At 40.5% G+C, this 25,259-nt stretch carries 19 protein-coding genes and 4 tRNA genes; 12 read left to right on the top strand and 11 right to left on the bottom strand.

Annotation, left to right across the window (positions count from 1 at the left end; translation table 11 throughout):
- Window positions 1-57: 57 nt before the first annotated feature.
- The 5 genes from QOL76_RS04235 to QOL76_RS04215 all read left to right on the top strand — a co-directional run bounded on the left by QOL76_RS04235 (window position 58) and on the right by QOL76_RS04215 (window position 8,060).
- The gene (locus QOL76_RS04235; protein ID WP_283411774.1) at window positions 58-2,289 is read left to right on the top strand and encodes an NADP-dependent isocitrate dehydrogenase; all 2,232 of its coding nucleotides are present in this window, start codon (window positions 58-60) and stop codon (window positions 2,287-2,289) included.
- 177 nt (window positions 2,290-2,466) lie between these two features.
- A complete protein-coding gene (locus QOL76_RS04230) occupies window positions 2,467-3,201 on the top strand; it encodes a LytR/AlgR family response regulator transcription factor (RefSeq protein WP_283411773.1) in 735 nt (244 codons plus the stop codon).
- Window positions 3,188-6,178 carry a sensor histidine kinase gene (locus tag QOL76_RS04225; protein ID WP_283411772.1) on the top strand — a complete coding sequence of 997 codons (2,991 nt, stop codon included), beginning with the start codon at window positions 3,188-3,190 and terminating at the stop codon, window positions 6,176-6,178. The genes QOL76_RS04230 and QOL76_RS04225 overlap by 14 nt, the downstream gene beginning before the upstream one ends.
- 96 nt (window positions 6,179-6,274) lie before the next feature.
- Entirely contained in the window at window positions 6,275-7,372 is a 1,098-nt protein-coding gene (locus QOL76_RS04220; protein ID WP_283411771.1) for a GTPase, read from the top strand.
- Window positions 7,373-7,640: 268 nt separating this feature from the next.
- Window positions 7,641-8,060: a hypothetical protein gene (locus QOL76_RS04215; RefSeq protein WP_283411770.1), complete on the top strand. Its 420-nt coding sequence runs from the start codon at window positions 7,641-7,643 to the stop codon at window positions 8,058-8,060.
- Between the two features lie 221 nt (window positions 8,061-8,281).
- Here the strand turns inward: QOL76_RS04215 and QOL76_RS04210 are convergent, their stop codons facing one another.
- Window positions 8,282-9,154: a S1 family peptidase gene (locus QOL76_RS04210; RefSeq protein ID WP_283411769.1), complete on the bottom strand. Its 873-nt coding sequence runs from the start codon at window positions 9,152-9,154 to the stop codon at window positions 8,282-8,284.
- Between the two features lie 248 nt (window positions 9,155-9,402).
- Here QOL76_RS04210 and gap point away from each other — a divergent pair, with 248 nt between their 5' ends.
- Both gap and QOL76_RS04200 read left to right on the top strand, forming a co-directional pair.
- A complete protein-coding gene (gene gap, locus QOL76_RS04205; protein WP_283411768.1) occupies window positions 9,403-10,407 on the top strand; it encodes a type I glyceraldehyde-3-phosphate dehydrogenase in 1,005 nt (334 codons plus the stop codon).
- A 111-nt stretch (window positions 10,408-10,518) separates the two neighbouring features.
- Window positions 10,519-11,139 carry an LON peptidase substrate-binding domain-containing protein gene (locus QOL76_RS04200; RefSeq protein ID WP_283411767.1) on the top strand — a complete coding sequence of 207 codons (621 nt, stop codon included), beginning with the start codon at window positions 10,519-10,521 and terminating at the stop codon, window positions 11,137-11,139.
- Here QOL76_RS04200 and QOL76_RS04195 read toward each other — a convergent pair whose 3' ends face one another.
- From QOL76_RS04195 to QOL76_RS04170, 6 genes are all read right to left on the bottom strand, one after another.
- Window positions 11,140-13,698 (bottom strand): M1 family metallopeptidase, encoded by a 2,559-nt coding sequence (locus QOL76_RS04195; RefSeq protein ID WP_283411766.1) that lies wholly within the window; start codon window positions 13,696-13,698, stop codon window positions 11,140-11,142.
- Window positions 13,699-13,954: 256 nt separating this feature from the next.
- The gene (locus QOL76_RS04190) at window positions 13,955-15,442 is read right to left on the bottom strand and encodes a PAS domain-containing protein (RefSeq protein WP_283411765.1); all 1,488 of its coding nucleotides are present in this window, start codon (window positions 15,440-15,442) and stop codon (window positions 13,955-13,957) included.
- Between the two features lie 376 nt (window positions 15,443-15,818).
- Window positions 15,819-15,891: transfer RNA gene (locus QOL76_RS04185), tRNA-Lys, on the bottom strand.
- A 49-nt stretch (window positions 15,892-15,940) separates the two neighbouring features.
- Window positions 15,941-16,014: transfer RNA gene (locus tag QOL76_RS04180), tRNA-Arg, on the bottom strand.
- 13 nt (window positions 16,015-16,027) lie between these two features.
- Window positions 16,028-16,101, bottom strand: a tRNA-Pro gene (locus QOL76_RS04175).
- Window positions 16,102-16,168: 67 nt separating this feature from the next.
- Window positions 16,169-16,241, bottom strand: a tRNA-Lys gene (locus QOL76_RS04170).
- Between the two features lie 134 nt (window positions 16,242-16,375).
- Between QOL76_RS04170 and QOL76_RS04165 the strand changes: the two genes are divergently transcribed.
- The gene (locus QOL76_RS04165; protein WP_283411764.1) at window positions 16,376-17,101 is read left to right on the top strand and encodes an SH3 domain-containing protein; all 726 of its coding nucleotides are present in this window, start codon (window positions 16,376-16,378) and stop codon (window positions 17,099-17,101) included.
- A gap of 34 nt (window positions 17,102-17,135) precedes the next feature.
- Here the strand turns inward: QOL76_RS04165 and QOL76_RS04160 are convergent, their stop codons facing one another.
- Genes QOL76_RS04160 through QOL76_RS04145 form a run of 4 tightly spaced genes read right to left on the bottom strand, consistent with a single transcriptional unit; the run spans window position 17,136 to window position 20,585 of the window.
- Window positions 17,136-17,873 carry a 3-keto-disaccharide hydrolase gene (locus tag QOL76_RS04160; protein WP_283411763.1) on the bottom strand — a complete coding sequence of 246 codons (738 nt, stop codon included), beginning with the start codon at window positions 17,871-17,873 and terminating at the stop codon, window positions 17,136-17,138.
- 1 nt (window position 17,874) lies between these two features.
- The gene (locus QOL76_RS04155; protein WP_283411762.1) at window positions 17,875-18,306 is read right to left on the bottom strand and encodes a c-type cytochrome; all 432 of its coding nucleotides are present in this window, start codon (window positions 18,304-18,306) and stop codon (window positions 17,875-17,877) included.
- 21 nt (window positions 18,307-18,327) lie between these two features.
- Window positions 18,328-19,383, bottom strand: coding sequence for a sugar phosphate isomerase/epimerase family protein (locus QOL76_RS04150; RefSeq protein WP_283411761.1), 1,056 nt, complete (start codon window positions 19,381-19,383; stop codon window positions 18,328-18,330).
- A 32-nt stretch (window positions 19,384-19,415) separates the two neighbouring features.
- Window positions 19,416-20,585: a Gfo/Idh/MocA family protein gene (locus QOL76_RS04145; protein ID WP_283411760.1), complete on the bottom strand. Its 1,170-nt coding sequence runs from the start codon at window positions 20,583-20,585 to the stop codon at window positions 19,416-19,418.
- A gap of 252 nt (window positions 20,586-20,837) precedes the next feature.
- Between QOL76_RS04145 and QOL76_RS04140 the strand changes: the two genes are divergently transcribed.
- Genes QOL76_RS04140 through QOL76_RS04125 form a run of 4 tightly spaced genes read left to right on the top strand, consistent with a single transcriptional unit; the run spans window position 20,838 to window position 25,240 of the window.
- A complete protein-coding gene (locus tag QOL76_RS04140) occupies window positions 20,838-22,064 on the top strand; it encodes an MFS transporter (protein ID WP_283411759.1) in 1,227 nt (408 codons plus the stop codon).
- An 8-nt stretch (window positions 22,065-22,072) separates the two neighbouring features.
- Window positions 22,073-22,954: a hydroxypyruvate isomerase family protein gene (locus QOL76_RS04135; RefSeq protein WP_377919179.1), complete on the top strand. Its 882-nt coding sequence runs from the start codon at window positions 22,073-22,075 to the stop codon at window positions 22,952-22,954.
- A gap of 28 nt (window positions 22,955-22,982) precedes the next feature.
- Window positions 22,983-24,662, top strand: coding sequence for an FAD-dependent oxidoreductase (locus QOL76_RS04130; RefSeq protein WP_283411758.1), 1,680 nt, complete (start codon window positions 22,983-22,985; stop codon window positions 24,660-24,662).
- Between the two features lie 17 nt (window positions 24,663-24,679).
- Entirely contained in the window at window positions 24,680-25,240 is a 561-nt protein-coding gene (locus QOL76_RS04125; protein ID WP_283411757.1) for a gluconate 2-dehydrogenase subunit 3 family protein, read from the top strand.
- Window positions 25,241-25,259 lie beyond the last annotated feature (19 nt).

The following is a 25,259-nucleotide window of genomic DNA, read 5'->3' as shown; positions in this document are numbered from 1 at the left end:
AACGAAGGTCAATTGAAGCCTCAGGGTGTAACATGTCTTTTTAGAATTCTTAAAACCATGAGTAACCAAACTCCAAAAATCCTTTATACGCTAACTGACGAAGCTCCGGCTTTGGCTACGTATTCCCTATTACCAATTGTAGAAGCATTCACTAAGTCCGCAGGTGTATCTGTGGAAACGCGTGATATTTCGCTTTCCGGTAGAATTATTTCCAATTTCTCTGAGTTTTTGACTCCTGAGCAGCAGCTTCCAGATACCTTGGCTGAGCTAGGTGACATCGCAAAAACTCCTGAAGCTAACATTGTAAAGCTTCCAAATATATCTGCTTCTGTTCCTCAGCTCAAAGCTGCAATCAAGGAACTTCAGGCGCAGGGATATGCTCTTCCTGATTATCCTGAAGAGCCAAAAACTGATGCAGAAAAGACCATCAAAGGCAAATACGATAAAATCAAAGGTTCTGCTGTGAACCCTGTTCTCCGTGAAGGTAACTCTGACCGTAGAGCTCCACAGGCGGTGAAAGCTTATGCTAGAAAGCATCCGCACTCCATGGGTAAGTGGTCTGCAGATTCCAAGTCTCATGTGGATAGCATGACCGAAGGTGATTTTTATGGAAGTGAAAAGTCTCACACCATGGCTGATGAAGCGGTTGTTTCTATTGAGCTTCATGGCGCTGACGGGCAAAAAGAAATTCTTAAATCTGGGTTGAAAATTCAGGCTGGGGAAGTGATCGATGCTTCAACGATGAGTATTTCAGCGTTGACAGCATTTCTTAGAAAAGCGAAAGCTGAAGCAAAGCAGCAAGGTGTCCTATTCTCCATACACATGAAAGCAACGATGATGAAGGTGTCAGATCCTATTATCTTTGGTCATGCGGTGAAGGTGTTTTTTGAGCCAGTTTTTGCGAAGCATATCGCTACTTTCAACGAGGTGGGAATCGATGTGAATAATGGATTTGGAGATTTGATTTCCAATCTTGATAAACTTTCCATTCCTAAAAGAACTGAAGTTGAGGCGGATATCGCAGCTTGCCTTGCTGATAGTCCAGACTTGGCTATGGTAAATTCTGACAAAGGAATCACCAACCTACACGTACCTAGTGATGTGATTATCGATGCCTCTATGCCTGCGATGATTAGAACTTCTGGTCAGATGTGGAATAAGGCTGGTAAGCTTCAGGATACCAAGGCTATCATTCCAGACAGATCTTACGCTGGAGTTTACGAAGCTACAATCAACTTCTGCAAGGCTCATGGAGCATTTGATCCTTCTACGATGGGCTCTGTGCCTAACGTAGGTTTGATGGCTCAAAAAGCTGAAGAGTACGGTTCCCATGATAAAACTTTCGAGATTTCTTACGCTGGAACTGTAAAAGTATTGGATCAAAATGGCGTAGAAATCTTCTCTCACGATGTGGAAGCTGGAGATATCTGGAGAATGTGCCAGACTAAGGATGCTCCGATCCAGGATTGGGTGAAATTAGCTGTAACGAGAGCTAGACTTTCTGATACTCCTGCCATCTTCTGGTTGGATCCAAATAGAGCTCATGATGCGGAACTGATCAAAAAAGTAAATAAATATTTATTAGATCACGATCAGACTGGATTGGAGATTTCTATCCTTTCCCCAATAGAGGCAACCAACCTTTCTTTGGCTAGAATTAAAGAAGGTATGGATACGATCTCGGTGACTGGAAATGTGTTGAGAGATTACCTTACAGATTTGTTCCCGATTTTGGAATTGGGTACTTCTGCTAAAATGCTTTCAATCGTTCCATTGATGAATGGAGGAGGATTGTTTGAAACTGGAGCTGGTGGATCTGCACCTAAGCACGTAGAGCAATTTGTGACTGAAGGTCATTTGCGTTGGGATTCCCTTGGTGAATTCCTTGCACTGGCGGTTTCCCTGGAGCATTTGGGACAAACATTCCATAATGACAAAGCTTTGTTACTAGCAGAAACGCTAGATCAGGCAACTGGCAAATGGTTGGAAAACGATAAATCTCCAGCTAGAGTAGTCGGTAAATTGGATAATCGAGGAAGTCATTTCTACTTGGCACTATACTGGGCGCAGGCACTTGCTGCGCAAAACAAAGATGCTGAGTTGAAGGCCAAATTCACTACACTTGCGACAGCTTTGGAAGCAAATGAGCAAGTGATCGTACATGAGTTGAATAGCTCTCAAGGTACTCCGCTGAATATCGGTGGATACTTCAGACCAGATGCAGCATTGGCTTCTCAGGCGATGAGACCAAGCGCAACCCTGAACGAAGTGATAGTAACCTTGGTTTAAGACAACTTTAAAATTACAGGAAGCCATCTGAGAAATCGGATGGCTTTTTTGGTTTCAAAAAATTAACATTAATTCTTTGAGACATCACTTATTCGAAAATACTTTACAGAGGTACATTGAATAGATACTTTTTAGTAATATTTTCAAACTTAACTTTTTAAAACCATGTCAAAATCCATGATCAAGACACTACTTGTTGACGATGAGAACCATGCAATAGAAACGCTTAAAATGCTTTTAGAGCAGCATTTTCCTCTAAAGTTTGATATCTGTGCGATGTGCAATTCGGTAGATCAGGCAATCCCAGCAATTCAAAAGCATGAGCCAGATTTAGTGTTTTTGGACATACAGATGCCTCAAAAAAGCGGTTTTATGCTACTTGAGATATTTCCCCAACGTGATTTTGAAGTGGTATTTACTACGGCACATAAGGATCACGCGCTTCCGGCATTTAAACATGCAGCTTTTGATTATTTACTTAAGCCTATTGATCCTGTAGAATTGCAAAAAACTATTGTTCGATTCGAGGAAAAAAGGAAGCCTAATTCCATTGAAGAAACCTTGGTGAGTATCAAACGACAAATTAGTTCTCACAATATCGTTGATCTAAATACCCAGGACACGGTAGAGTATGTGGATTTGAATGATATTCTCTATCTCAAAGCGGATGGGAATTATACTGAATTTCACTTGGAAGGAGGAAAGAAATTGCTGCTTTCTAAACCGATAGGACATTACAAAAAAAGGTTTGAGGAGAGTAATCTTTTTGTTCGAATCCATCATTCTTTCTTAGCAAACGCTACTAAATTTCTTCGCTATGACAAAAAAGAGGGATTTATGATGTTGAGAAATGGCGATAAAATTTCTGTTTCAGTCCGAAAGAGCTCTACGCTAACTAATGGATTTTATTAAGATACTCTTCGTTGTTTTTTTACTGACTTTGAGTTTTACTTTTTCTACAGAAGCTCAGCAAATACCTTCGTTTAACCTTACCACAGCGGATGGCTTGCCAAACAATGCAATTCGATCCCTGCTGGTAGACTCCAGAGGGATTTTGTGGGTCGGAACAGAAAATGGTGTGTCAAAGTTGGAGAGTGGAGTTTTTCAAAACTTTCATGAATCTGAGGGATTGGGCTTTAATAGCTGCTGGGCGATAGCAGAGGATAGTAATGGGAACATGTGGTTTGGTAGTTATGGGGGAGGTTTTTCGGTTTTTGACGGGAAAGAATTCCATGTGTTCACTGCAAAGGATGGTCTGGCCGATAATAGAATCCGTCATTTCTTTTCATATAAAAATATGATGCTAATAGGCACTGAAGACGGAATTAGCATTGTTGATGTGGATACCTTTGAGATCTATTCGATCCCGGCAAGTATTCGTCAGAATGACTTGAATTTTACTTCAGGATTTTTTGAGATGGGGGATAGGCTTTTTTATTCTACGTATAGAAATGGGAGCTATGAAATTATATGGGAAGATAAGGACCCTAAAATTCGAAAAGTTAATGAGTGGCTACCTATTTATTCTGTTTCTGTCCACAACGACAGTTTGCTACTCGCAGATAAAGGCTCAGTAAAGAAGATTGCTAAATCTGATTTTATCTCAGGAAAAACTCCCTCTCAAACTTTTGGACAGTCAGTCGTATGGAAGAAAGTAGATGTCTTAAATGGGCGGAGTTATCTACTAGCAGCTAGTTTGTTTTCCAAAGATGGAGGTGTATTTCGACTTGAAAATGATCGGATGGTCGACGCAAGTCAATGGTTTGGTATTAGTTCAAAGTTTATTCTTAGTGGTGCCATAGACAAAAATCGAAATTTGTTGTACCTGGGGTCCCAAGATAAGGGCCTGTTTCAAATTCGTCTGGATGATATTATTGTTTATGAGGAATATGATGAGGCGGAAGTAAATGGAATTGCGGGAAGTGAAATTAAGCTGGGGCTCTTGAGTAATTTGGGATTGGAAATCAGAGACTCAAATGGTTCCAAAGTGAGGGTTGATCGAGGTGAATTTAAAAAGACCCAAGCTGATTTCTACAGAGATTTTCCTTCCAAAATCCCGCAACATATGGACGGTTTTTTTGAACTTGACCCAACTATATTACCAGAAGATATTGAGTTTTACCAACTCCATTTTCAAGACAATTCCTACTGGATTAATACCAATATTGGAATCTTTCAGGTGGATTTGAATGGTCGATTTGTGACCTATTTGCCTGTTCATGCATTTAGTGTAGGTTTTACACCTGATGGGGAATTATTGGAAACAAACCCTTACGCAGGAGTTAGGATTTATTCCGATCCGAGAATCTTTGAATACACCTATTATGAGCCTTCTATACCTTCCACTCCTTTGCAGATTTCAAAGGTAGCGACAGGGGAAAACCGGAGCTATTTGGTATCCGTTTTTCATGGCTTGTACCATTGGGATGGCAATGAATTTTTTTCCTATAAAAATGAAGGCATCTGGGATGAGTCCAAATTTAAAACGCTTCACTACCTGGAAGAAGGAATGTTGTTGGCAGGGACGGAGTTTGGAGATTTGTATCAGATCAGAACCAAGCCTGAATTTGAAATAGTTAGGAAATGGCCAAATGAAGAGTTGCAGGGCAATTCAATCTTATTCATTGAATCTTATCAGGGTGTATTTTTGGTAGGAACGGAATTGGGTTTGCATATTTTGAGTGAAGGTGAAAATAGATTTTGGGCAGAGGGAAAGGGCCAGTTTCAGCGGGTTTTCAGAAGTGCTAATAGGGTAGAAGATAAGTTGTATATAGGCTTGGATCGTGGGTTCTTTAGGATTAATCTTCCAGATTTGCTTGCCCAAAAATATCCTGCAATTGAATTGGCTATAACAGATCTAAAAGTAAACAGCCAATCGATCAATGCTGAAGATTTTAAGTGGTTTGCATATCAAGGAGAAAACTTGACTCTAAAGTCCAATGAGAATTCTTTGTTAATTCGCTTCAAACCAATAGGTAATTTTAATGGAGGAAAACTTAGATACCATTATAGAATTAAGCCAGAGGCAGATTGGACAGAATTTAATAATGAGCCACTTATAGAACTTCCTTTTTTACCATTCGGCAACTATCAGTTGGAAGTTGAGGTTTTGGATTATATGTCAGGAAAGTTGACGAGGGTTTCTTTACTCGAATTTTCGATAGCGAAGCCCTACTACCTCAGTGTTTGGTTTATCTGTTCAATGCTTTTTTTGGTTGGAGCAGTGTTTTTCGCGATATATAGAACTAGGCTTAAGAGAATCCAAAGCCAATCTCAACTCAAGCAACGACTTACCGAGATCAAGTTGGAAGCCTTGCAGTCCCAGATGAATCCCCACTTTACCTTCAATGCTATCAATAGTATTCAATATTATATTCTCAAAAATGACTCCGATCAGGCGCTGAGTTTTTTAGGGAAATTTAGCAAGCTGATACGAATTACGCTGGAGCAAAGTAGTAAGTCACAGGTTTCTCTGGAGGAGGAGATCATCTACCTCACTCAATACATAGAAGTGGAAAATACCCGAATGGATAATCGGGTGAAGTGGGAGATCAAAGGAGATGCATTGGATAGCCAAAAGGAGATTATGATTTCTCCTATGTTGATTCAGCCTTTGGTGGAGAATGTATTTGTACATGCATTTCCGGCAGAGCATCCAAATCCTGAATTGACCATACTTTATGAAATAATATCTACCAATCAGTTGAGATGCACTGTTCGGGACAACGGCGAGGGTATGGGGCTGGGTTCCGAAAAAAGTCACGAGTCCAAAGGGATCAAAATGATCCGTGAAAAGCTGAGCTTGCTGCCTGGATATAATGAAAAGAGCTTAGAAGTAAGGAGTGGTGATAAGGGATATGAGGTTCGGGTAGTGATTTTTTATAGTTAAAAGCTACAGTTATGAAGTGATTTGGGGCGGGGGTGAATTGGTCGATTTCCTTATTTTATATGTTGAAAACTTAAGCTTATAATCTTAAAATAAGCTATGGAAGAATCTGATAAATTTAAGGAGTATCTACAAGAGCTACTCAAAAAAGGTGAAGAGTTTAATAACACTAAAGTTTCTGGGGCATTAATAGGGCAAAGTGGATCAGGGAAGTCTAGCTTGATAAACGCACTCATTGGAGAAAATATATGTAATACAGGAACAATTGAGACAACCCTTGAAAAAAATGGCCCTTATTCAAAAAATGGAGTTTCATTTTATGATTTACCAGGTTGCGGTACAACCAAATTCCCAAAAGAAGACTATGTGGACAGGATGGGATTGTCTTCTTTTGATTTTATAATCCTTGTTACTGCAAATAGGTTTTATGAAAATGATTTGTTTTTAATTGAAGAGGTAAAAAAGTTAAACAAGCCCATTTTTATAGTTAGGACTAAGATTGATCAATCCATAGATGACGGTAAATTTAATACCCCTAAAAAATCTGAAATTGAAACATTGAGTGAATGTTTATATGACTTAGAGCAATACTTAACTAGTGTAAAACATTTTGGTATTTATTTGACCTCCTCAAGACAACCCACCAAATATGATTTAGGGAAACTGATTACAGAAATTTCACAAAACCTCACAAATTTAAAGAGAGATAAGTTTATCGCAGAAGCTTTCATTTCAAATGATGAAATTCTAAAAAAGAAGCGAAAAATAGCTCTAAAAATGGTTATGTGGATATCTGCTGGAGCTGGAGTAAATGGTCTTAACCCAATACCTGGAGTTGACATTGCAGCTGATATAGCCATTCTTATGAAAATGAATAAAGAGATTTTAAAGATTTATAATTTAGATGAAGATTCAATAGATTTTTTAGAAAGACATGGTGTAAAAGCTGGGGTACTGTCTAGTATGAAATCTTTTGCACAAAAATATTTAAGTAAAGAGTTGGTTTTGATTGCTTTAAAACGTTTCGCTCCTCAATTAACTGCTAAAACTATAGCTAAATATATTCCTGTTATTGGTCAAATTTCAGCTGTAGCTGCGGCTTTTTCATTATCAGTTTATTTTGGTAACAATATGATAAATGATTGTGAAGCTGAGGCTAAAGTTATTTTGGAAGAGCTAACTAATTCTAACATTTAAGAAGCCTATGCCCACCTCACTCTGCGAATACTGCGGTACCAAATTTACTTCCGTTGCCAACTTAACTTCATCTCCCTGTTTTAGACATCCTTTAGGTTTGAACAAAGGGAAGCACAAATTGTATGAAGGTTCTGAAAAGAAAAGCTATACCTGCAAGTATTGTGGGACTAGCAATCATAGCTTAGCGAACCTCACAGCATCCCCTTGTTTTCACCACCCATCAGGCTCAAATAAAGGAAAGCATGCTCCAGCGCTATAACATTTAACTATGTCCAGACCATACCATCGTGGAGAAATAAATCGTGCCTTTGAGCGGGTGAAAGCCTTACTTCATTTTGATGCCATGCAGCGTGGAGGAGGCAAGGCTCGTTACATTGATTCCTATACAGGGGAAGAACTATGGGGTGGTGATCGCTACGATTACGATCATATATTTCCTTCTGAGTTAATTCATAGTCGCTATAAAGATAAACTTACAGATACGGAGATAGCTGAGATTGTAAATATTCCTGAGAATATTGCGGTGACGCTACGAAGTATCAATCAGTCAAAAGGTAAAAAAGATCCCGAGCTCTGGATTCAGGATTCCAGATTGATTATATCCACAAAAATTAAATTTGGTATTGCGGCTAAAGTCATAGAACGAGCCAAAATTGCTATAGAAAAGAAAGCTAGTCAGTTCTGTTGATTTTCTGTCTTTTCTTACAATTATGAAGATAATCTATCCACTTATGTGTTATTAATCCTTGCTCTGAAGTTTATGAATATACTTGTGGCTAGTTGGGAGTGACAATTCTCAATGCGTTAAGTATTTTTTTAATATCGGACTTATTTCTAGGGGTGGAAATCTGTCCGATTTTTTTTGTTTAACACATAACCCGAAATCAAAATTCCGAAACCCGAATTCGCCTATTCTTCCTCAAAACTCACATTATTCGCTCGCATAAATTCCTTAATCACCGAAACGTGAATGCATTCACCCAGATGGATAAATGCGTAATCATTCACCTTTTTTGCTTTGCCGTGGGCAATAATTGCTTTTTCCTCGATATCAAATCCTAGGTGTAAATGCTTGGTACGGCTTTGCATGCCACATACCTTGCCGCTGGCATCAAATAATGGGCCGCCACTTTGTCCTCTTAGTCCAGGCGTACTCATTTCCATCCCATAGACTTTTCCTTTTTTATCTCCGAGAAAGCGAGTGAGCATTCCTTCGATTGGGAATCGGGGAGAGCGCATCGCTCCAGTGCTTGTCCATTCAAGAGATTGCTTTTGGGTGTTTAGCTGATAGTTTGAAAACTCAGGAAAAGGAAAACCAAGTCTGCACAACATCGCTCCGGGATTGATTTCGGAATGATCTTTCTTGAATTTTGGAACATTGGTGAATAGCGTTTTCTCAAAACCTTCAAACTTGATCAAAGCCAGGTCATATTCTGGGTGGATAAAAAATCTCATGTTTTTGATCTGATCCACACAGTCTACAAAGGTTACCCGCATCTCGGAAGTAGCATCGGGTTTTAAGCCTAGTTTTTTGGCTAAAGCCGAACGTTGTCCCCCGCTAAGATCTTTGCCTTGCTGTAAATAGTTGTTATACTTCTGGTTGATTTGATCTGCTTGAGATAGCCACTGAGCGACATGCTTGCAAGTCAGTGCATAGCCTTCTTGGTTTACAAAAAATAGCGTAGCCGCACCTCTTTCAATTTGAGTACTTCCAAAATTTCTGGAGATAGAATGAATCGCCCGGGTGTAGCCGGCAGTTTCGAGAATTGCTTTTTCAAACATTAAAAATTGCTTAAGTAAGGCTTCAAAATAGGCAAAAGCATTGTAAAACTGATTTTTTCAAAATTTTTATGGAATTATTTTTCTTCGAAATCGATTGAATACAAGAAGATTTGACGAGCCTCAACAGATAGTTTGGGCTAGCCAAATAAATGTAATAACTTAGCCATCCCTCAGGGATTTTTAGCCAAAAGTGGCATACCCGCTAAAGGGATTTTAGGAATCAAACCTATACTCAAATCAAAATAAATATGAGCAAGATTAAAGTTGGAATCAACGGATTCGGAAGAATCGGACGTTTGGCGTTCAGAGTTGCACAAGAAAGAGAAGATATCCAAGTAGTAGCGATCAACGATTTGATCGATGTAGACTACATGGCTTATATGCTTAAGTATGACTCTACTCACGGTAACTTCAAAGGTACTGTAGAGGTAAAAGACGGCGCATTGGTAGTGAATGGAAATAGCATTCGTGTTACTTCCGAAAAAAGCCCAGCAAACCTTAAGTGGGGTGAAGTAGGAGCTGATTATGTAATCGAATCAACTGGTATTTTCTTGACTAAAGAAACTGCTCAAGGTCACATCGATGCAGGTGCAAAGAAAGTAGTAATGTCTGCTCCATCTAAAGATGATACGCCGATGTTCGTAATGGGTGTAAACGAAGATTCTTACACTTCTGACATGGTTTTCGTGTCTAACGCTTCTTGTACAACAAACTGTTTGGCTCCAATCGCCAAAGTATTGAATGACAACTGGGGAATCGAGGAAGGTTTGATGACTACAGTTCACGCGACTACTGCTACTCAGAAAACTGTTGACGGACCTTCTGCGAAGGACTGGAGAGGTGGACGTGGCGCTGGTCAAAACATCATCCCTTCATCTACTGGAGCTGCTAAAGCGGTAGGTAAAGTAATTCCTGAGCTTAACGGTAAATTGACTGGTATGGCATTCAGAGTTCCTACTCCGGATGTTTCTGTTGTCGATTTGACAGTTAGATTGAAAAAGCCAGCTACTTACGCTGAGGTTTGTGCTAAAATGAAAGAAGTTTCTGAGACTACTATGAAAGGTGTTCTTGGTTACACTGAAGACGATGTGGTTTCTAACGATTTCCTTGGAGATTCTAGAACTTCTATCTTCGATGCAGGCGCTGGTATCCAGCTTTCTGATACCTTCTTGAAAGTTGTTTCTTGGTATGACAACGAGTGGGGTTACTCTAACAAAGTAATCGACTTGGTAAGCTTCATCGCTAGCAAATAAGGAGAAGTAATTCTCAAAATATACATGAAAGCCGATCTTAGGATCGGCTTTTTTCATTTTCGAGGAAAACAAAAAATGGGGCTAATCACGTTGTATTAAAAAAGCACTTCTATGATCCTTCCTTTTTTTCCATTGAAACTGGTAGTATTTCCAGGAGAAGAACTGAACCTTCACATATTTGAGCCTCGGTATAAAGAGCTCATAAAAGATGTAGAGGAAGGTGGTTTGACTTTTGGGGTTTGTACTTTCATTGATCAGCTTTCCGGATATGGCACTGAAGTGAAGTTGGATGAAATTCATACCAGATATGAAGATGGTAGAATGGATATTAAAACAATAGGCCAGCGTGTTTTTAAAATTGCAACCTTTGACAATCCTTCACCTAATAAAGGATATGCCGCAGGTGCTATCGAGTGGCTGGAAGATGATCTCAGGGTCCCGGACTTTTTGCATCATGAGTATATTTTTTATCTCAGGGAAATGCTTCATTTACTGCATTACGATGTGAGCTTTAATCCTGCAGACGTAGATTCATTTTCTTTTTCTCATAAAATCGGTCTCAAACTGGAGGAGGAATTAGAACTTATCAAACTTCCTTCGGAAGCTGAACGAACAGAGTTTCTAATTAAGCACTTTAAGAGAATTATACCGGCTCTAAAAGCGGCTGAGCAAGCCAAAGAGAAGATCAAACAAAATGGACATTTTAAGCACCTTGATCCATTGGATTTCTAATTACTGCTTTATTTCTTGAGCACGCATCAAATCATCCGTGGCCTGCAAAATTTTGCTTTTCAGGATTGGGTTGTAGTCTGGGTTTTTATCTAAAAACCCAGAGACGATTTTAGCAGCCTCAGGCGAGGTGTATTGCCCAGCAGTAACCGACATCCATCTCTTTGGGAAAAAGATGTCTCCAGTCTTCTGAATGTCTTCCAATAAGTCCAAAGCGAGCGGAAGGTGCTTGATTGCTGAATTCTGATTCAGCGGATGGTGAATATAGCCACAAGCCGATAATACCCAGGATTCTTTTTCCCGATTGTCAGCTTCTTTAAATGATTCAAAGAAAGTGTCTCTTTCAGATACATTTTGTGATAAAGCTGGGAGAAGAAAGTCAAAGCGGTCGAGTTTATCTTGATTGCTGATTCTGGATCGTTCTTCAGTTAAAATTTCATTTGCTTTTGGGTGACCATAAAGCGCTAAAGTCATTGCCAAACTGGTGAAATTGTCTGGGTTGAGTTTTAGGTCTTTGATCTCCACTTCTTTCTTCCAAACTGAATACAAGCGATCCTGACCAATCGTTGAATAAGCGATCCCGCTGTAAAGCGAGAAGATTGTTTTCTTCAGATTGGTAGTAAGGTCCTTTTGCAATTGAGTCCAAAGTTGGCTTTCCAAACCTGGAAGGACTTGTGCCCGCTGATCATCATTGAGGTATTTCCAGAAAATAGCGCTGAGTTCCCCAGAAATCAATCTTGCAAGTATTTCATTTTCTTCAAGTTCAATTCCCTTTTGAAAAGTCTCAAAAGCCAACATTGGCTCGATGTTTCCTGAAAGTGTGTTCTCAAATAAGTTGATGTAGGACTGTCCGCGCATCACTTCATCGGTGAGCGAAGGGATATGAGACAGAGAAGCCTGATCCAAAGGAAAAACCCCATAACCTAAACCATTGCTATTGTAAAGAATAGCTGAAGGTTGTTTTGCACCTATTGCTTCTTTCAAATCCAGAGTTTTTTCTATCATAGAAACCGAAAAGGTTTTACTCTCCTCTGGGTAAAAAAAGGTGATATCAAAAAGCTGAGGCCAGATTTTGTCTGAACCATCCTCTGCGTTTTGTGTAATTACAAAAGAGCTGATTGTCCCATCTTTTGCGAGCTCGATTTTATCAGAAAGGATAGGTCTTCCGGATTGGTTTACCCAGACTTCACTCCATTGCTGAAGATCCAATTCTGTGTTTGCATCCAGAATCTCCACGAGATCATTCCAATCGGCATTTCCATGAGCAAAGGTTTTGATGTATTTCTGAATGCCTTTCTGAAAGGCAGCTTCTCCCATAGCCGTTTCCAGCTGTCGCATCATGATCGGAGCCTTGTCATAGATAATGCTGCCATAAAGTGAGCCAGCGTCCTTCAGGTTGGCTAATTTTTGCTTAATTGGGTTGGTTCCTTTCGTACGGTCTTCTCCATAGGCAGAAGGATAGTGGTTGGTTAGAAATGAAAGCTCGTGATTGATGTTAGGGTAGGTGGGGTTGACAAGTTTGCCAGCCATGAAATTTGCAAAAACCTCCTTCATCCAAACATCCTCAAACCAATCCATAGTCACCAAATCACCAAACCACATGTGTGCAGTCTCATGGCCAATCAACTTTGCCCGGCTCAATAGCTCCGAGTCAGTAGCATTTTCATCCAAGAAAAGTGAGGACTCCCGGTATTGAATTGCCCCAACATGCTCCATTCCGCCATATTGAAAAATAGGAATAGTGGCAAAATCAAGCTTCTGAAATGGGAAAGGGTAGGCGGTATATGCTTCTAAGAATTCCTTTGCTTTTTGATGTAAAGTAAAGAGTTCGGGAATGCTGGCTTCAATTTTATCAGGATTCGTTTCCCGGTAAAGCATGGTTTGAGGAAAATCTGAATCTGACCTTGCCTCTTCAAATTTGCCTGCTACAAAGGAAAACAGATACGTGCTCATTAAGTCAGACTTAGAAAAGCGATGAGTGACAAACTCACCATTTTCCTCAGAAGCTTTTTCTGGCGCTCCTGCCAAGACTTTCCAGTCTTTGGGAGCAGTAATCGTCAGCGAGTAGTTTGCCTTTAAATTTGGCTGATCAAAACAAGGGAAAAGCGTGCTGGCTCGCTCTGGAACTAATAGGGTATAAAGGAAGTCGTCATTTCTATTGAGCGATAGCTCGCCTGCTATAAATTTTATGGCGATAGCATTGCTTCCTTTTGTCAGTGATTCCTTAGGGATAACCAAGTGTTGGTCCCTATGATCGATCTCTGTTTCCATTCCATTTACCTCGAGAGAAAGCAGATGAGAAGATTCCTCGTTGAAATCTAGAATCAATGGATGTGAAAGATCAGAGATTTCAACTTCCAATAACAAACTCGATGGAATTGTGGCCGACTTTTCCGCAGGAATTTCAAAAGTCAAGTCGTAATGAATGTCTGATACTTGTTGTTTTCGGAATTGGGCTAACTCAGATGAGATTCCGGGGTCGTAGAAATGCTTGTCTGAAACAAGTTTTTCACAGGAAGCAAATAGCAATGCAATACCACAAAGTAGCAGGAGGTTTTTCATGTTCCAACAATCAGCATATTTCGGTGGAATCGCAAGCGATATTGGATGAATGCAATTGTCTCTTATGGTGTATTATGCCTTGACAAAAGAACAGCAAACCGTTCCAAGTCTGTATTCTTTAGGTCACTCTGATTCTTTATGATTAAACCTTGTTATTCTTAAAGTGGATTTGATAACGACTTTTAGATGAGTGTCTGCTCATTTTATTAGACGAACAATAAATTTTAGCTCAGTGAAACTTTTGCACCAGAGCCTTTCATTCCTCATCAGTATCCCTAATCTCAGCCTTTTGTGAAATGACCCTGATTTGATCATCCAACTCGTTTGCGGAATCTAATAAGAAATCCAATAATTCACCTTGCTTCAATTCATCAGTTGGGGTGTTTTTGATCAAGTTTACAAGCCCCATGATACGGGCCAGAGGGGCACGGATAACATGAGATTGTAACCATGCTATGTCTCTAAATTTTTTGTTTTGTTGCTTAATAGACATCATACTTTTGACCTTTTCCGTGTTGTCTAAGCAAGCCCCAATCAAACCAATTACTTTACCATTCTGATCCAATTTTTGCTTTGCCCAGGAACGGAGATATCTTTCCTCTCCATTTGGGCGGATTATCCTTTCTTCAAATTCGCTATCTTCTCCGGTTTTCAATACATGCTCAATTATCCCACGAACCATGGGACGATCATCAGGGTGGAGTAATTCAAGGTATCCCTCAAAGGTGGCTTTGAATTCATGTCTGTTCAATCCGTAGATGGAGTACAGGGCTGGTGACCATGTCACAATATTGTGTTCAATATCCCAATTCCAGTTACCAAAATGTGCCAACTCCTGACTTTGAAGCATGAGCAAATTGGATTCTCTAATAATTTCTGATTTTTGTCTATTCTCTAAAATGATCTGCAACAAGGCTGTCACGCGTTCCATCACCTGGAGTTCGTCGACGGTGGGCGTTTTAGGCTCATGATAGTACATTGCTAGGGTGGCCATCACCTCGCCTTCAGTACTGATGACCGGGTTTGACCAGCAGGATTTTAATCCGTGAATTAAAGCTGCCTCCCTGTAATTAGCCCACTTAGGGTCGGTGGAAATATCGGAAACTATTACCTGCTTTTTTAAAGCTGCTGCTGAACCACATGACCCAACATTCTCACCGATCAGTTGATTCTCAATTGCCTTCATATAGTCTTCAGGTAAAGAAGGAGCAATACCGTCGTATAAATGCCCGTTTTTAATTTTCATTACCGAACAATGCATCTGCGGAAACAAAGTTTCTAATCCTTTGAGGTAACTAAGAAGAAGATCATTGAGGGAATTATCTATGTAAAGTCGAAAAACATTTTTTTCCAACTCTTCCATGGCAATTAGTCTTTGATAGTTAGTGGTCTCCTTCATTATACCACTAAGAACAGGGAGTCTGCCTTCCTCATGTGTGAAGGCGACCGAATCCTTTACCCACTTAATATTCCCATCTTCACTGATCATACGATACTCAAATGAATGAATGATGCCTGGGTTGTTTCTTAAGTTACGGTATTGAAAAACTACACCAATATCGTCTGGATGTATGCGGCTTTCCCAGAAACCAGGAGATTCTGCCCATTTTTCAAGCGAAAAACCTAAAACGTGTGTCCCTTCATTTCTATTGAAGTTTATTTGCCGCATATCTATATCAGCTTCCCACACAAAGTCACCCATGGATCGCAGAAATGCATACAATTGGTCAGGGTTATTGTTCATAAGTGCTAAGGGTAAATTTGTCTTCAATAAATAAGCTACAAAATAATTTGCAGCTAGTAATAGGTAAGCAAATTGGTGGAATGGGATAATTCACCACTACCTATTTAAAATGGCTGAAATCTTAATGAAACCTTCCTATTTCACCGAATATTAAACGTGAGGTATAGCTAGTATAATGTATTTGATGAAAGTTGGAGCTAAAAACTTACGAAAATAATAGGAGTATTCGGTAGGTGGGGTGTTAATCTACTGAAATTCAACTTAGTGAGTTGCTGAATTGTTTATGCTTTAGGAAAAAAAGGTAGTACTGCAAGCCTTAGGATAAAAAGATAGGCTAAAAATAAGAAAAGCAGACCATTTCTAGTCTGCTTTTTTGTGATCCCGCTGGGGCTCGAACCCAGGACCCATACATTAAAAGTGTATTGCTCTACCAGCTGAGCTACGGAATCGGTACTTAATAATAAAATAAAAAGCGGAACGTAATTCCGCTTTCGAGAGTGATCCTGTCAGGACTCGAACCTGAAACCTACTGCTTAGAAGGCAGTTGCTCTATCCAGTTGAGCTACAGGACCTGGATAAATAAAGTCGGGGTGGCAGGATTCGAACCTACGACCTCCACATCCCAAATGTGGCGCGATACCGGGCTACGCTACACCCCGAAACTTTCTTTTTAACTCCTTGTAAGTTAAAGCTGCGATTTTATCAAATTTCTTTGATATCATCAAGTGATCCCGCTGGGGCTCGAACCCAGGACCCATACATTAAAAGTGTATTGCTCTACCAGCTGAGCTACGGAATCATATTTCCCTGAAAATTTTCAGAAAATTTAACCACCAAATGGTGACTTAAAACCTTTCAAATTGACTTCTTGGCCTTGCTTTTTGCCAGATCATTGTCGTAATTGGACTGCAAAAATAAGGGGACAAATTTTAAATGCCAAACGTGAAATCAATCTTTCTCACAAAACTTTTGATATTTTTATCGATATCTCTACAAAGTATTCATTGTCAAGCAGATGTAATTGCGCTGGAAAAAGCAGATTCTTTGTTTAATTCCAGAAGCTACAAGGAAGCGATGGAAATTTACGATTCTAACTTCCAATCCGGGATTTATTCACCCGCAATGTTGTTGAAAATGGCCTTCATAGCCGAAGGAATTGGTGACAACGAACGAGCTACTCTTTACCTGAGTAAATATTATGACCTAGATCCAAACCCTCAAGCCATATCTAAAATCAAAAGTCTTACTGGACAAAGTACTTTGGTTGGATATGAGGTCAGCGATGGTCAAAGGTTTATGATTTTCCTTACTGAATACCAAGATTATATGGTAGGAGTGCTAGCGGTATTTCTTGTTTTTTCAATAGTTACAAGTTGGGTGACAGGGAGAAAATCTGATAAAACTCAAACGTTTTGGCCAACGATCTTACTTATCATTCTGATCTTCGGTGCTAATAATTTCCTAAATGGGCCTCGGACAGGGCTTGTTACAAGTAGCCCTACCTTTATTGTCTCTAAGCCTTCAGCGGGCGGAGAATTAGTCGATATGGTGGAGCCAGGACATCGTGTGAGAATCAAATCTTCAAAGGATATCTGGTATGAAGTAGAATGGAAAGACAAACATGCCTACATCAAAAAAGAGAATGTTACGAGATTGTAATATGAAAAAAGCCTCCGATAGGAGGCTTTTTACTTTATAGCTTTTTGATCATCACATTTTTGAAGTGAACCAAGTCTCCATGGTCTTGAAGTGCTATTTTACCTTTTTTGAAAGTGCCCCAATTAGGCATGTTTTTAAATTTGCTATCAGCGACCAAAGCTTCCCATTCAGGGGTCCATAGTGTGGTGCTCACCACAGTTGTTCCATTTAGAATAAGTTCCAGATGACCATTGTTTGAGATAATCTCCGCTGAGTTCCATTCACCATAGGGCTTCACGGTCTCTTCACTGCTTACGATCAGATCATATAGATCTCCAGCCCTATGGCTGACGATTTTAGCGTCAGGATGGCCGTTGTTATCCAGTATTTGCATTTCTAAGCCAGTATTATAGGTGTTCTTATATTCAGGAGCTTCATGAACATAAAATATAAGGCCACTGTTACCATTCTGAGCGATTTTCCAATCGTATTTCAAATGGAAATTCTCGTACTCCTCATTGCTTACCAGATCTCCACCTTCTCCCGCTTCTCTGTCTATATTCGCTACGTCGAGATAGACTTCACCATTTTCAATTTTCCAAGCATTGCCGGCATCTTCTCCATTGTATTTGTGCCAGTTGGAGAGGTCGTTGTTTGCAAATAGATCGACCCATTCATCTTCTGGAGATTCAGAAACAGTTATTTCTTCTACCTCAGTTTCGACCGTTTTTTCACTGGAACATGAAGATAGGATTACTGCCAATGCTGTGACGATGATATAATTTTTCTTCATCTTATTTTTTCAAAAGTAGAACGTATGCTACCATATCCTTAGCATCCTCTATGCTCAAAGCTGGGTGTGGAGGCATTGGGATTTCTCCCCATACACCTACGCCACCAGCGATTACTTTCTCTGCTAGCATATTGATGTTTTCTTCAGTGTTTTCATATTTAGCGGCTACATCTGCGTAAGAAGGTCCTACGATTTTACGCTCTACCATATGGCATGAGGTACAGTCTGAAGTCTTCAATTTGGCTAAACCTTTGATGTAGATGGGATCGTCTTGGTATTTTTCTTCCAAGCTCATTTCTACTTCAGGAGCAGCTTCAGGAGCTTCTACTTCTGCAGTTGACGTGGTTTCAGATGTTTTTTCTCCTCCGCCACAGGCGAATGTAAATCCTGCCAGAGCTACTAAGACAAGATTTATAGGTTTTGTGATTTTCATTAGTTGGATATTAAAATTGAGTTATTTGATTCCTAAGATTCGTTTGTTGAATTCTTCGTCTGCTCCACGGCCTGCAAAGTCATCAAATGCTTTTTCTGTTACGTTGATGATATGTGAAGCGATGAATGGAGCGCCTTCCGCAGCTCCTTGTTCTGGATGCTTGATGGCACATTCCCACTCTAAAACTGCCCAGCCATCATAATCGTACTGCGAAAGTTTGCTAAAAATTCCGCTAAAATCAACCTGTCCATCTCCTAAAGATCTGAACCGGCCTGCCCGCTCTACCCATCCTTGGTATCCACCATAGACACCTTGCTTACCTGTTGGGTTAAATTCGGCATCTTTTACATGGAACATTTTGATTCTTTCATGGTAAAAATCAATGAATTGCAGGTAATCCAAGCATTGCAATACAAAATGACTTGGGTCATAAAGGATATTTGCGCGCTTATGATTATTGACTTTATCTAGAAACATTTCAAATGTTACTCCATCATGCAAATCTTCCCCTGGGTGAAGTTCATAGCATACATCTACACCATGTTTGTCGAATTCGTCAAGTATAGGAGTCCATCTTTTGGCCAATTCGGTAAAACCGGTGTCTACCAAACCTGCTGGTCTTTGTGGCCAGGGATATACTGTTTGCCACATCAATGCTCCTGAAAACGTAGCATGCTGGGTCAGTCCCATATTTTCGGATGCTTTTGCCGCATATTTCAACTGCTGTACAGCCCAATCTGTTTTTCCCTGTAGATTTCCTTTCAGATTGTCAGGCGCAAAACCGTCAAATAATTCATTGTATGCAGGATGTACTGCTACCAATTGCCCCTGAAGGTGCGTGGAAAGCTCTGTGATCTGCAAGCCAGCTTCTTCTACGGTACCTTTAATTTCGTCTGCATAGGTTTTGCTTTCAGCGGCTTTTTGTAAATCCATCATTCTGCCATCCCAAGAAGGAATCTGAACGCCAGCATAGCCGAGGTCGGCCATGTAATTACAGATGTTCTTCAGGTTATTGAATGGTTCTTTGTCGTCAATAAATTGTGCGAGAAAAATCGCAGGGCCTTTAATTGTCTTCATTTTTTTTAGGTTAAAATATTAGGTTTAAGAATTTATTTTTCTACTACAAATGGAGTCCATTTGATATCGGACTCATTACTTTTCAATACATGATCGATAAAAGCCATTCCTCTGATTCCATCTTCTATGCCAGGATAATCTTCCCATTCTGCTTTTGGAGATTCTCCAGCTCGATCTGCATAGATACAGCGTGCAAAATTTCTATACAAATTGGCGAAAGCTTCTACATATCCTTCAGGGTGGCCAGCCGGGGTTCTGGTATTTTCGTTTGCCAAGGACCCTAAATAGCCGGTGCCTGCTCTCAAAACTTGAGCTGGAGCATCTGGCCACCTAGCAATCAGTGTGTTATTTAACTCCTGCTGCCATTCCAAGCCACCTTTCTCTCCATATACGCGTATCCTTAAATTGTTTTCCGCACCAGTATCGGTTTGCGAAGCGGTAAGCACTCCTGATGCCCCGTTTTCAAAACGCATCAAAACTACACCATCATCATCGATAGGTCTACCATCCACTTTGATGTATAAATCGGCACAGATTGAGGCCACTTTTTCTCCAGAAACATACTCAGCCAAATGGAAAGCATGTGTGCCAATATCCCCCATGCAGCCGGCCATTCCATTTCTTTTAGGGTCTGTACGCCATTCTGCTTGTTTGTTGTTCTCCGATTCGAGTAGTTTCCAAAGCCATCCTTGCGGATATTCCACGTACACTTTTCTTACCTTCCCGATTTTCCCCTCTGCGATCATCTGCTTGGCTTGCTTGATCATCGGATAGCCAGAATAGGTGTGGGTTAGTAAAAATCGTTTGTCGGAAGCTTTTACAATGTGATAAAGTTCTTTGGCTTCCTGGTAATTCAAGGTCAGCGGCTTATCTAAAGCTACATGGAAGCCATGTTTGAGCGCTTTTACGGTTGGGTCAAAATGCACGTTGTTCGGAGTGACGATGGCGACGACATCGATGCGTTCTGATTCTGGGAGTGCTAGTTCACCAGCAAACATCTCGTCGTAACTGGCATAAACCCTAGCAGGATCTAGCATAAGTTCTTCGCCGCGCTGTTTAGATTTCTCAGGGTTAGAACTGAATGCTCCAGCGACCAGCTCGAACATTCCGTCCATCAACGCACCATTCAAATGGATGGCTCCTATAAAAGATCCTGGACCGCCACCGATAAGTCCGAGTTTTAGTTTTTGTGAGGATGACATAAGGAAAAAGACTTTATATTCAGGTTTAAATGCTTGAAATAATTGATTCTGAGTGAAAAAACCTTCGGTATTCACCTGAAATGATGGAATAATTGATCAATTGCTCCATTAGGGTATAAATGGCTTCGTACGAATCAAGAGTTTTAGCCTCAGAGAGTCGTTTAGAAATGCCTAAAATACTTCAAAAAGGCCAAACATTAAACATTGGCAAAGTGCTAAAAGTTATCCATTTCCTTATTCGAATTAAAATCTATGAACATCAATACCAGGCTCCGTCTCTCTCTTATGATGTTTTTGGAGTTTTTTATTTGGAGCTCCTGGTTTGTGACGATGGGGACTTTCCTGGGTACCAATTTGATGGCTAAAGATCAAGATATCTCGCTGGCTTTTTCTACCCAATCGTTTGGAGCTATTATCGCCCCATTTGTAGTAGGTCTCATTGCCGACCGATATTTTCATGCGCAGAAAATTCTAGGTGTCATTCATCTTCTGGGAGCTGGCCTGATGTATTTGCTTTATTCTTCCAAAGATTTCTCAGGGTTTTTCCCGCTCCTTTTTATCTATATGATTCTCTTTATGCCTACCCTTGCATTAGTGAATTCGATCTCTTTTAACCAAATGAAAGATCCTGCCAAGGAATTTTCAGGAATCCGGGTTTGGGGTACTATAGGTTGGATTACTGCGGGGTTTTTGATCAGTTTTATGTCATGGGACAGTCAGCAAGGATTAAAAGAGGGGCTGTTGAGAAATACCTGGCTGATGGCGGCGGTTAGCTCTTTGGGCTTAGGTCTTTTTAGTTTTGTGCTCCCGCACACTCCTCCTCAGGCCAAAGCCAAGGGAGATTTCAAGCTTTCCGAAGCACTTGGCCTCGATGCATTAGGGTTATTGAAGGATAAGAATTATGCGATTTTTTTTATTTCGTCGATTCTGATTTGCATCCCTTTGGCTTTTTATTATCAAAATACCAGTCCATTTCTAACTGAGATAGGAATGGAGAATTCTACAGGAAAAATGGCAATGGGCCAAGTGTCAGAAGTAGTTTTTATGTTGGCGCTACCGTTTTTCTTTTCCAGGTTTGGTTTCAAAAAAACGTTGATGGTCGCCATGCTGGCTTGGGCATTGCGTTATGTGTTTTTCGCTTTTGGAGATGTAAATGAAGGTGTGTGGATGCTATTACTAGGTATTTTACTCCATGGGATTTGTTATGATTTCTTTTTTGTCAGTGGCCAGATATATACTGATTCCCATGCAGGCAAAAAATATAAGTCCTCTGCACAAGGATTGATTACACTAGCTACCTACGGAATTGGAATGTTAGTAGGGTTTTGGGCCGCAGGATTAATTTCAAACTATTTTATAAATGATACGGATGGCCATATTTGGAAATCAATTTGGTTAATTCCTGCTGGTATTTCTGTTTTGGTTTTGCTACTTTTCACAGCCCTTTTTAAAAAGGAACAAATAAATTCACAACAATAATCCCCCTCATGACCAAACCTATAGATAATGGAAGAAGAGAATCTTTCAAAAAAGTATTACTTGGAGGCGCTGCATTCAGCACTTTGTCTTCTTTTGATATGAAGGAAGAAAAGCCTTACCAGCTGAAAGGAAATATCAATCACGGCGTTTGCCACTGGTGTTTTCGCGAAAACTACACCATTGAAGAGTTATGCATAGAAGCAAAAAAAATCGGTATCAAGGGAATAGATCTAATAGGTCCTGATAACTGGGCAACTCTGAAGAAACATGGTATAGATTCCTCCATGTGCAACGGCGCTGAACTTGGTTTGAATGATGGATTTGGTGAAGTGAAATTTCACGAGCAACTCATAAAAAACTATACGGAGATGATTCCTAAAGTGGCAGAAGCAGGCTATAAAAACCTGATTTGCTTCTCCGGAAATCGGAGAGGAATGGACGATGAGACTGGCTTGAAAAACTGCCAGTTGGGGCTTGAGAAATTGATTCCTTTGGCAGAAAAACATGGAGTGATCCTTCAGATGGAGCTGCTGAACAGCCGCGTGAATCACAAAGATTACCTATGTGACAAATCTGCTTTTGGGGTGGAGCTATGTAAGCGATTGGGAAGTGATAATTTTAAATTGCTTTACGATATCTACCACATGCAAATCGATGAAGGTGACCTGATCAGAAGTATTAATGATAATCATCAATATTTCGGACATTACCATACCGCAGGAAACCCCGGTCGAAATGAGCTAGATGATACCCAGGAAATTTATTATCCGGCAGTGATGAAAGCGATAGCAGATTCGGGTTTCAAAGGCTATGTGTCCCATGAATTTATACCAAAATCTGCAGATAAAATGGCCTCACTGAGACAAGCAGTAGAGGTCTGTGACGTTTAAGTAAGTTAACCAAAAAGAAACCATACCTATGGCAAATGAAACATATGACGCAATAGTAGTTGGGTCAGGAATAAGTGGCGGTTGGGCTGCTAAAGAATTAACAGAGAAGGGACTGAAAGTTTTACTTCTCGAAAGAGGGCCGGATGTAGAACATGTGACCGATTATAAGACTGCGACTCTACCTCCTTGGGAAGTCCCGCACCGTGGCAGAAGAACCCAGGAGCAGCTAGAGAATCATCCGAATTTGAGAAGAGATTATGTGCTAAATGAACTCAATCTTGACTGGTGGGCTCATGAAGATGACTCTCCTTATGTAGAGGAAAAACCTTTTACATGGTTTAGAGGATATCAAGTAGGAGGTCGATCACTTCTTTGGGGAAGGCAATCGTATCGATGGTCAGACCTTGATTTTGAAGGAAATGCGAAGGAAGGTGTTGCTGTTGACTGGCCGATTCGTTACAAAGACATTGCGCCTTGGTATTCCTATGTGGAGAAGTTTGCAGGTGTTTCCGGTTCAAAAGATGGATTAGACGTCTTGCCAGATGGCGAGTTTATGCCTCCTATGCCGATGAATTGTGTGGAGAAAGACGCAGCAGCAAAAATCAAAGATCATTACAAGGGAGCTAGAACATGGACTATCGGTCGACCAGCTAATATTACCCAGCCCCTTCCAGGGAGACCAGGCTGTCAGTATAGAAATAAATGTTCATTAGGATGTCCATTTGGAGGATATTTTAGCACGCAAGCCTCTACATTACCAGCAGCTAGAGCGACCGGTAATCTTACGCTACGTCCTTGGTCCATCGTGAGAAGATTGATCTATGACAAAGATACCAAGAAGGCCACAGGCGTAGAAGTAATTGATGGTCAAACCAACGAAACGATCGAGTTCGATGCGAAGATCGTTTTCCTTTGCGCATCAGCATTCAACTCCACAGCCATTCTAATGCGTACAGCAACGGATGTTTGGCCGGGTGGATTGGGAAGTAGCTCAGGGGAGCTAGGACACAACGTAATGGATCACCATTTCCGATTGGGAGCTAACGGTTCTATGGATGGCTATGAAGATAAATATTACTTTGGCCGAAGACCAACAGGTCTTTATATTCCTAGATTCCGAAATGTAAATGGAGATAAAAGAGATTATCTAAGAGGTTTTGGATATCAGGGAGGGGCTAGCCGTAGCGGATGGTCTCGAGACGTAGCCGAATTGAATTTTGGAGCACCAATGAAAGAGGCGCTTACGCAGCCAGGCCCTTGGTCTATGGGAATTACGGCTTTTGGAGAAATTTTGCCATATCATGAAAATACTATCAAATTAAGTGACACTGTAAAGGATAAGTGGGGTCTGGAATCTTTGGTGATGAACGCTGAAATCAAGGACAATGAAATCAAAATGCGCAAAGACATGATGGCTGATGCAGCTGAAATGCTTGAAGTGGCTGGTTTCAAAAATGTCAGGGAATTCGATGCTGGATACACTTTTGGACAAGGAATTCACGAAATGGGAACTGCAAGAATGGGTCGAGATCCAAAAACTTCAGTGTTGAATGGAAATAACCAAGTGTGGGAAGCGAAAAATGTATTCGTAACTGATGGAGCTTGTATGACTTCAGCTGCAGCAGTGAATCCTTCACTTACCTACATGGCATTGACTGCTAGAGCAGCAGCTTTTGCTGTGGATGAATTGAAAAAGCAAAATCTCTAATCGTAAAAGACAAGACTATGACTATGAATAGAAGAGACGCTTTGAAAAGCGTAATGGTAATGATGGGAGGCACAATGATTGGCGCTACTGCGGTGTTGACTGGTTGTACTCCCGAGAACCAAATAGAGGGCTTGGACTTTGATCCAGACGACATTGCTTTCTTGGATGAGATAGGAGATACTATTATTCCTGAGACGAATACTCCTGGAGCTAAAGCTGTAGGAATTGGCTCTTTTATGGTAATGATGGTTAAAGATACCTACGATGGAGATAGCCAAAAGGACTTTGTAGATGGAGTTAACAAGCTCGGCAAAGATTTCAAAGCTGCAAACGGAAAGAGCTTTGTAGGTGCGCCTGCAGCCGAAAGGTTAGCATTCTTGAATGGAATGTATGATGAGTTCAAGTCCAGTGGGGAAGAACGAAGCCCTAAAGTTATTAATATGCTCCGCGACTTAACGGTTTTGGGCTACTTTACTTCTGAAATCGGAGCGACTCAAGCTTTGAATTACGTAGAAGTACCGGGACGATTTGACCCTTGTATTCCATACAACGAAGGAGATAAGGCCTACGCAGTTTAATTAATTTACCTATATAAAT

It is taken from the genome of Algoriphagus winogradskyi, assembly GCF_900182815.1.
Classification (GTDB): domain Bacteria; phylum Bacteroidota; class Bacteroidia; order Cytophagales; family Cyclobacteriaceae; genus Algoriphagus; species Algoriphagus winogradskyi.
The sequence above is the reverse complement of the archived record's forward strand: the minus strand, read 5'-3'. Positions and strand labels throughout refer to the sequence as shown.

Excerpts from the sequence above, each read along its gene's own strand:
- QOL76_RS04210 (WP_283411769.1), bottom strand. The coding sequence starts at position 9,154 with ATGTTTGAAAAAGCAATTCTCGAAACTGCCGGCTACACCCGGGCGATT.
- QOL76_RS04200 (WP_283411767.1), top strand. The coding sequence starts at position 10,519 with ATGATCCTTCCTTTTTTTCCATTGAAACTGGTAGTATTTCCAGGAGAA.
- QOL76_RS04220 (WP_283411771.1), top strand. The coding sequence starts at position 6,275 with ATGGAAGAATCTGATAAATTTAAGGAGTATCTACAAGAGCTACTCAAA.
- QOL76_RS04150 (WP_283411761.1), bottom strand. The coding sequence starts at position 19,383 with ATGAAGACAATTAAAGGCCCTGCGATTTTTCTCGCACAATTTATTGAC.
- QOL76_RS04140 (WP_283411759.1), top strand. The coding sequence starts at position 20,838 with ATGAACATCAATACCAGGCTCCGTCTCTCTCTTATGATGTTTTTGGAG.
- QOL76_RS04230 (WP_283411773.1), top strand. The coding sequence starts at position 2,467 with ATGATCAAGACACTACTTGTTGACGATGAGAACCATGCAATAGAAACG.
- QOL76_RS04135 (WP_377919179.1), top strand. The coding sequence starts at position 22,073 with ATGACCAAACCTATAGATAATGGAAGAAGAGAATCTTTCAAAAAAGTA.
- QOL76_RS04130 (WP_283411758.1), top strand. The coding sequence starts at position 22,983 with ATGGCAAATGAAACATATGACGCAATAGTAGTTGGGTCAGGAATAAGT.
- QOL76_RS04125 (WP_283411757.1), top strand. The coding sequence starts at position 24,680 with ATGACTATGAATAGAAGAGACGCTTTGAAAAGCGTAATGGTAATGATG.
- QOL76_RS04195 (WP_283411766.1), bottom strand. The coding sequence starts at position 13,698 with ATGAAAAACCTCCTGCTACTTTGTGGTATTGCATTGCTATTTGCTTCC.
- QOL76_RS04145 (WP_283411760.1), bottom strand. The coding sequence starts at position 20,585 with ATGTCATCCTCACAAAAACTAAAACTCGGACTTATCGGTGGCGGTCCA.
- QOL76_RS04160 (WP_283411763.1), bottom strand. The coding sequence starts at position 17,873 with ATGAAGAAAAATTATATCATCGTCACAGCATTGGCAGTAATCCTATCT.
- QOL76_RS04215 (WP_283411770.1), top strand. The coding sequence starts at position 7,641 with ATGTCCAGACCATACCATCGTGGAGAAATAAATCGTGCCTTTGAGCGG.
- gap (WP_283411768.1), top strand. The coding sequence starts at position 9,403 with ATGAGCAAGATTAAAGTTGGAATCAACGGATTCGGAAGAATCGGACGT.
- QOL76_RS04235 (WP_283411774.1), top strand. The coding sequence starts at position 58 with ATGAGTAACCAAACTCCAAAAATCCTTTATACGCTAACTGACGAAGCT.
- QOL76_RS04190 (WP_283411765.1), bottom strand. The coding sequence starts at position 15,442 with ATGAACAATAACCCTGACCAATTGTATGCATTTCTGCGATCCATGGGT.
- QOL76_RS04225 (WP_283411772.1), top strand. The coding sequence starts at position 3,188 with ATGGATTTTATTAAGATACTCTTCGTTGTTTTTTTACTGACTTTGAGT.
- QOL76_RS04165 (WP_283411764.1), top strand. The coding sequence starts at position 16,376 with ATGCCAAACGTGAAATCAATCTTTCTCACAAAACTTTTGATATTTTTA.
- QOL76_RS04155 (WP_283411762.1), bottom strand. The coding sequence starts at position 18,306 with ATGAAAATCACAAAACCTATAAATCTTGTCTTAGTAGCTCTGGCAGGA.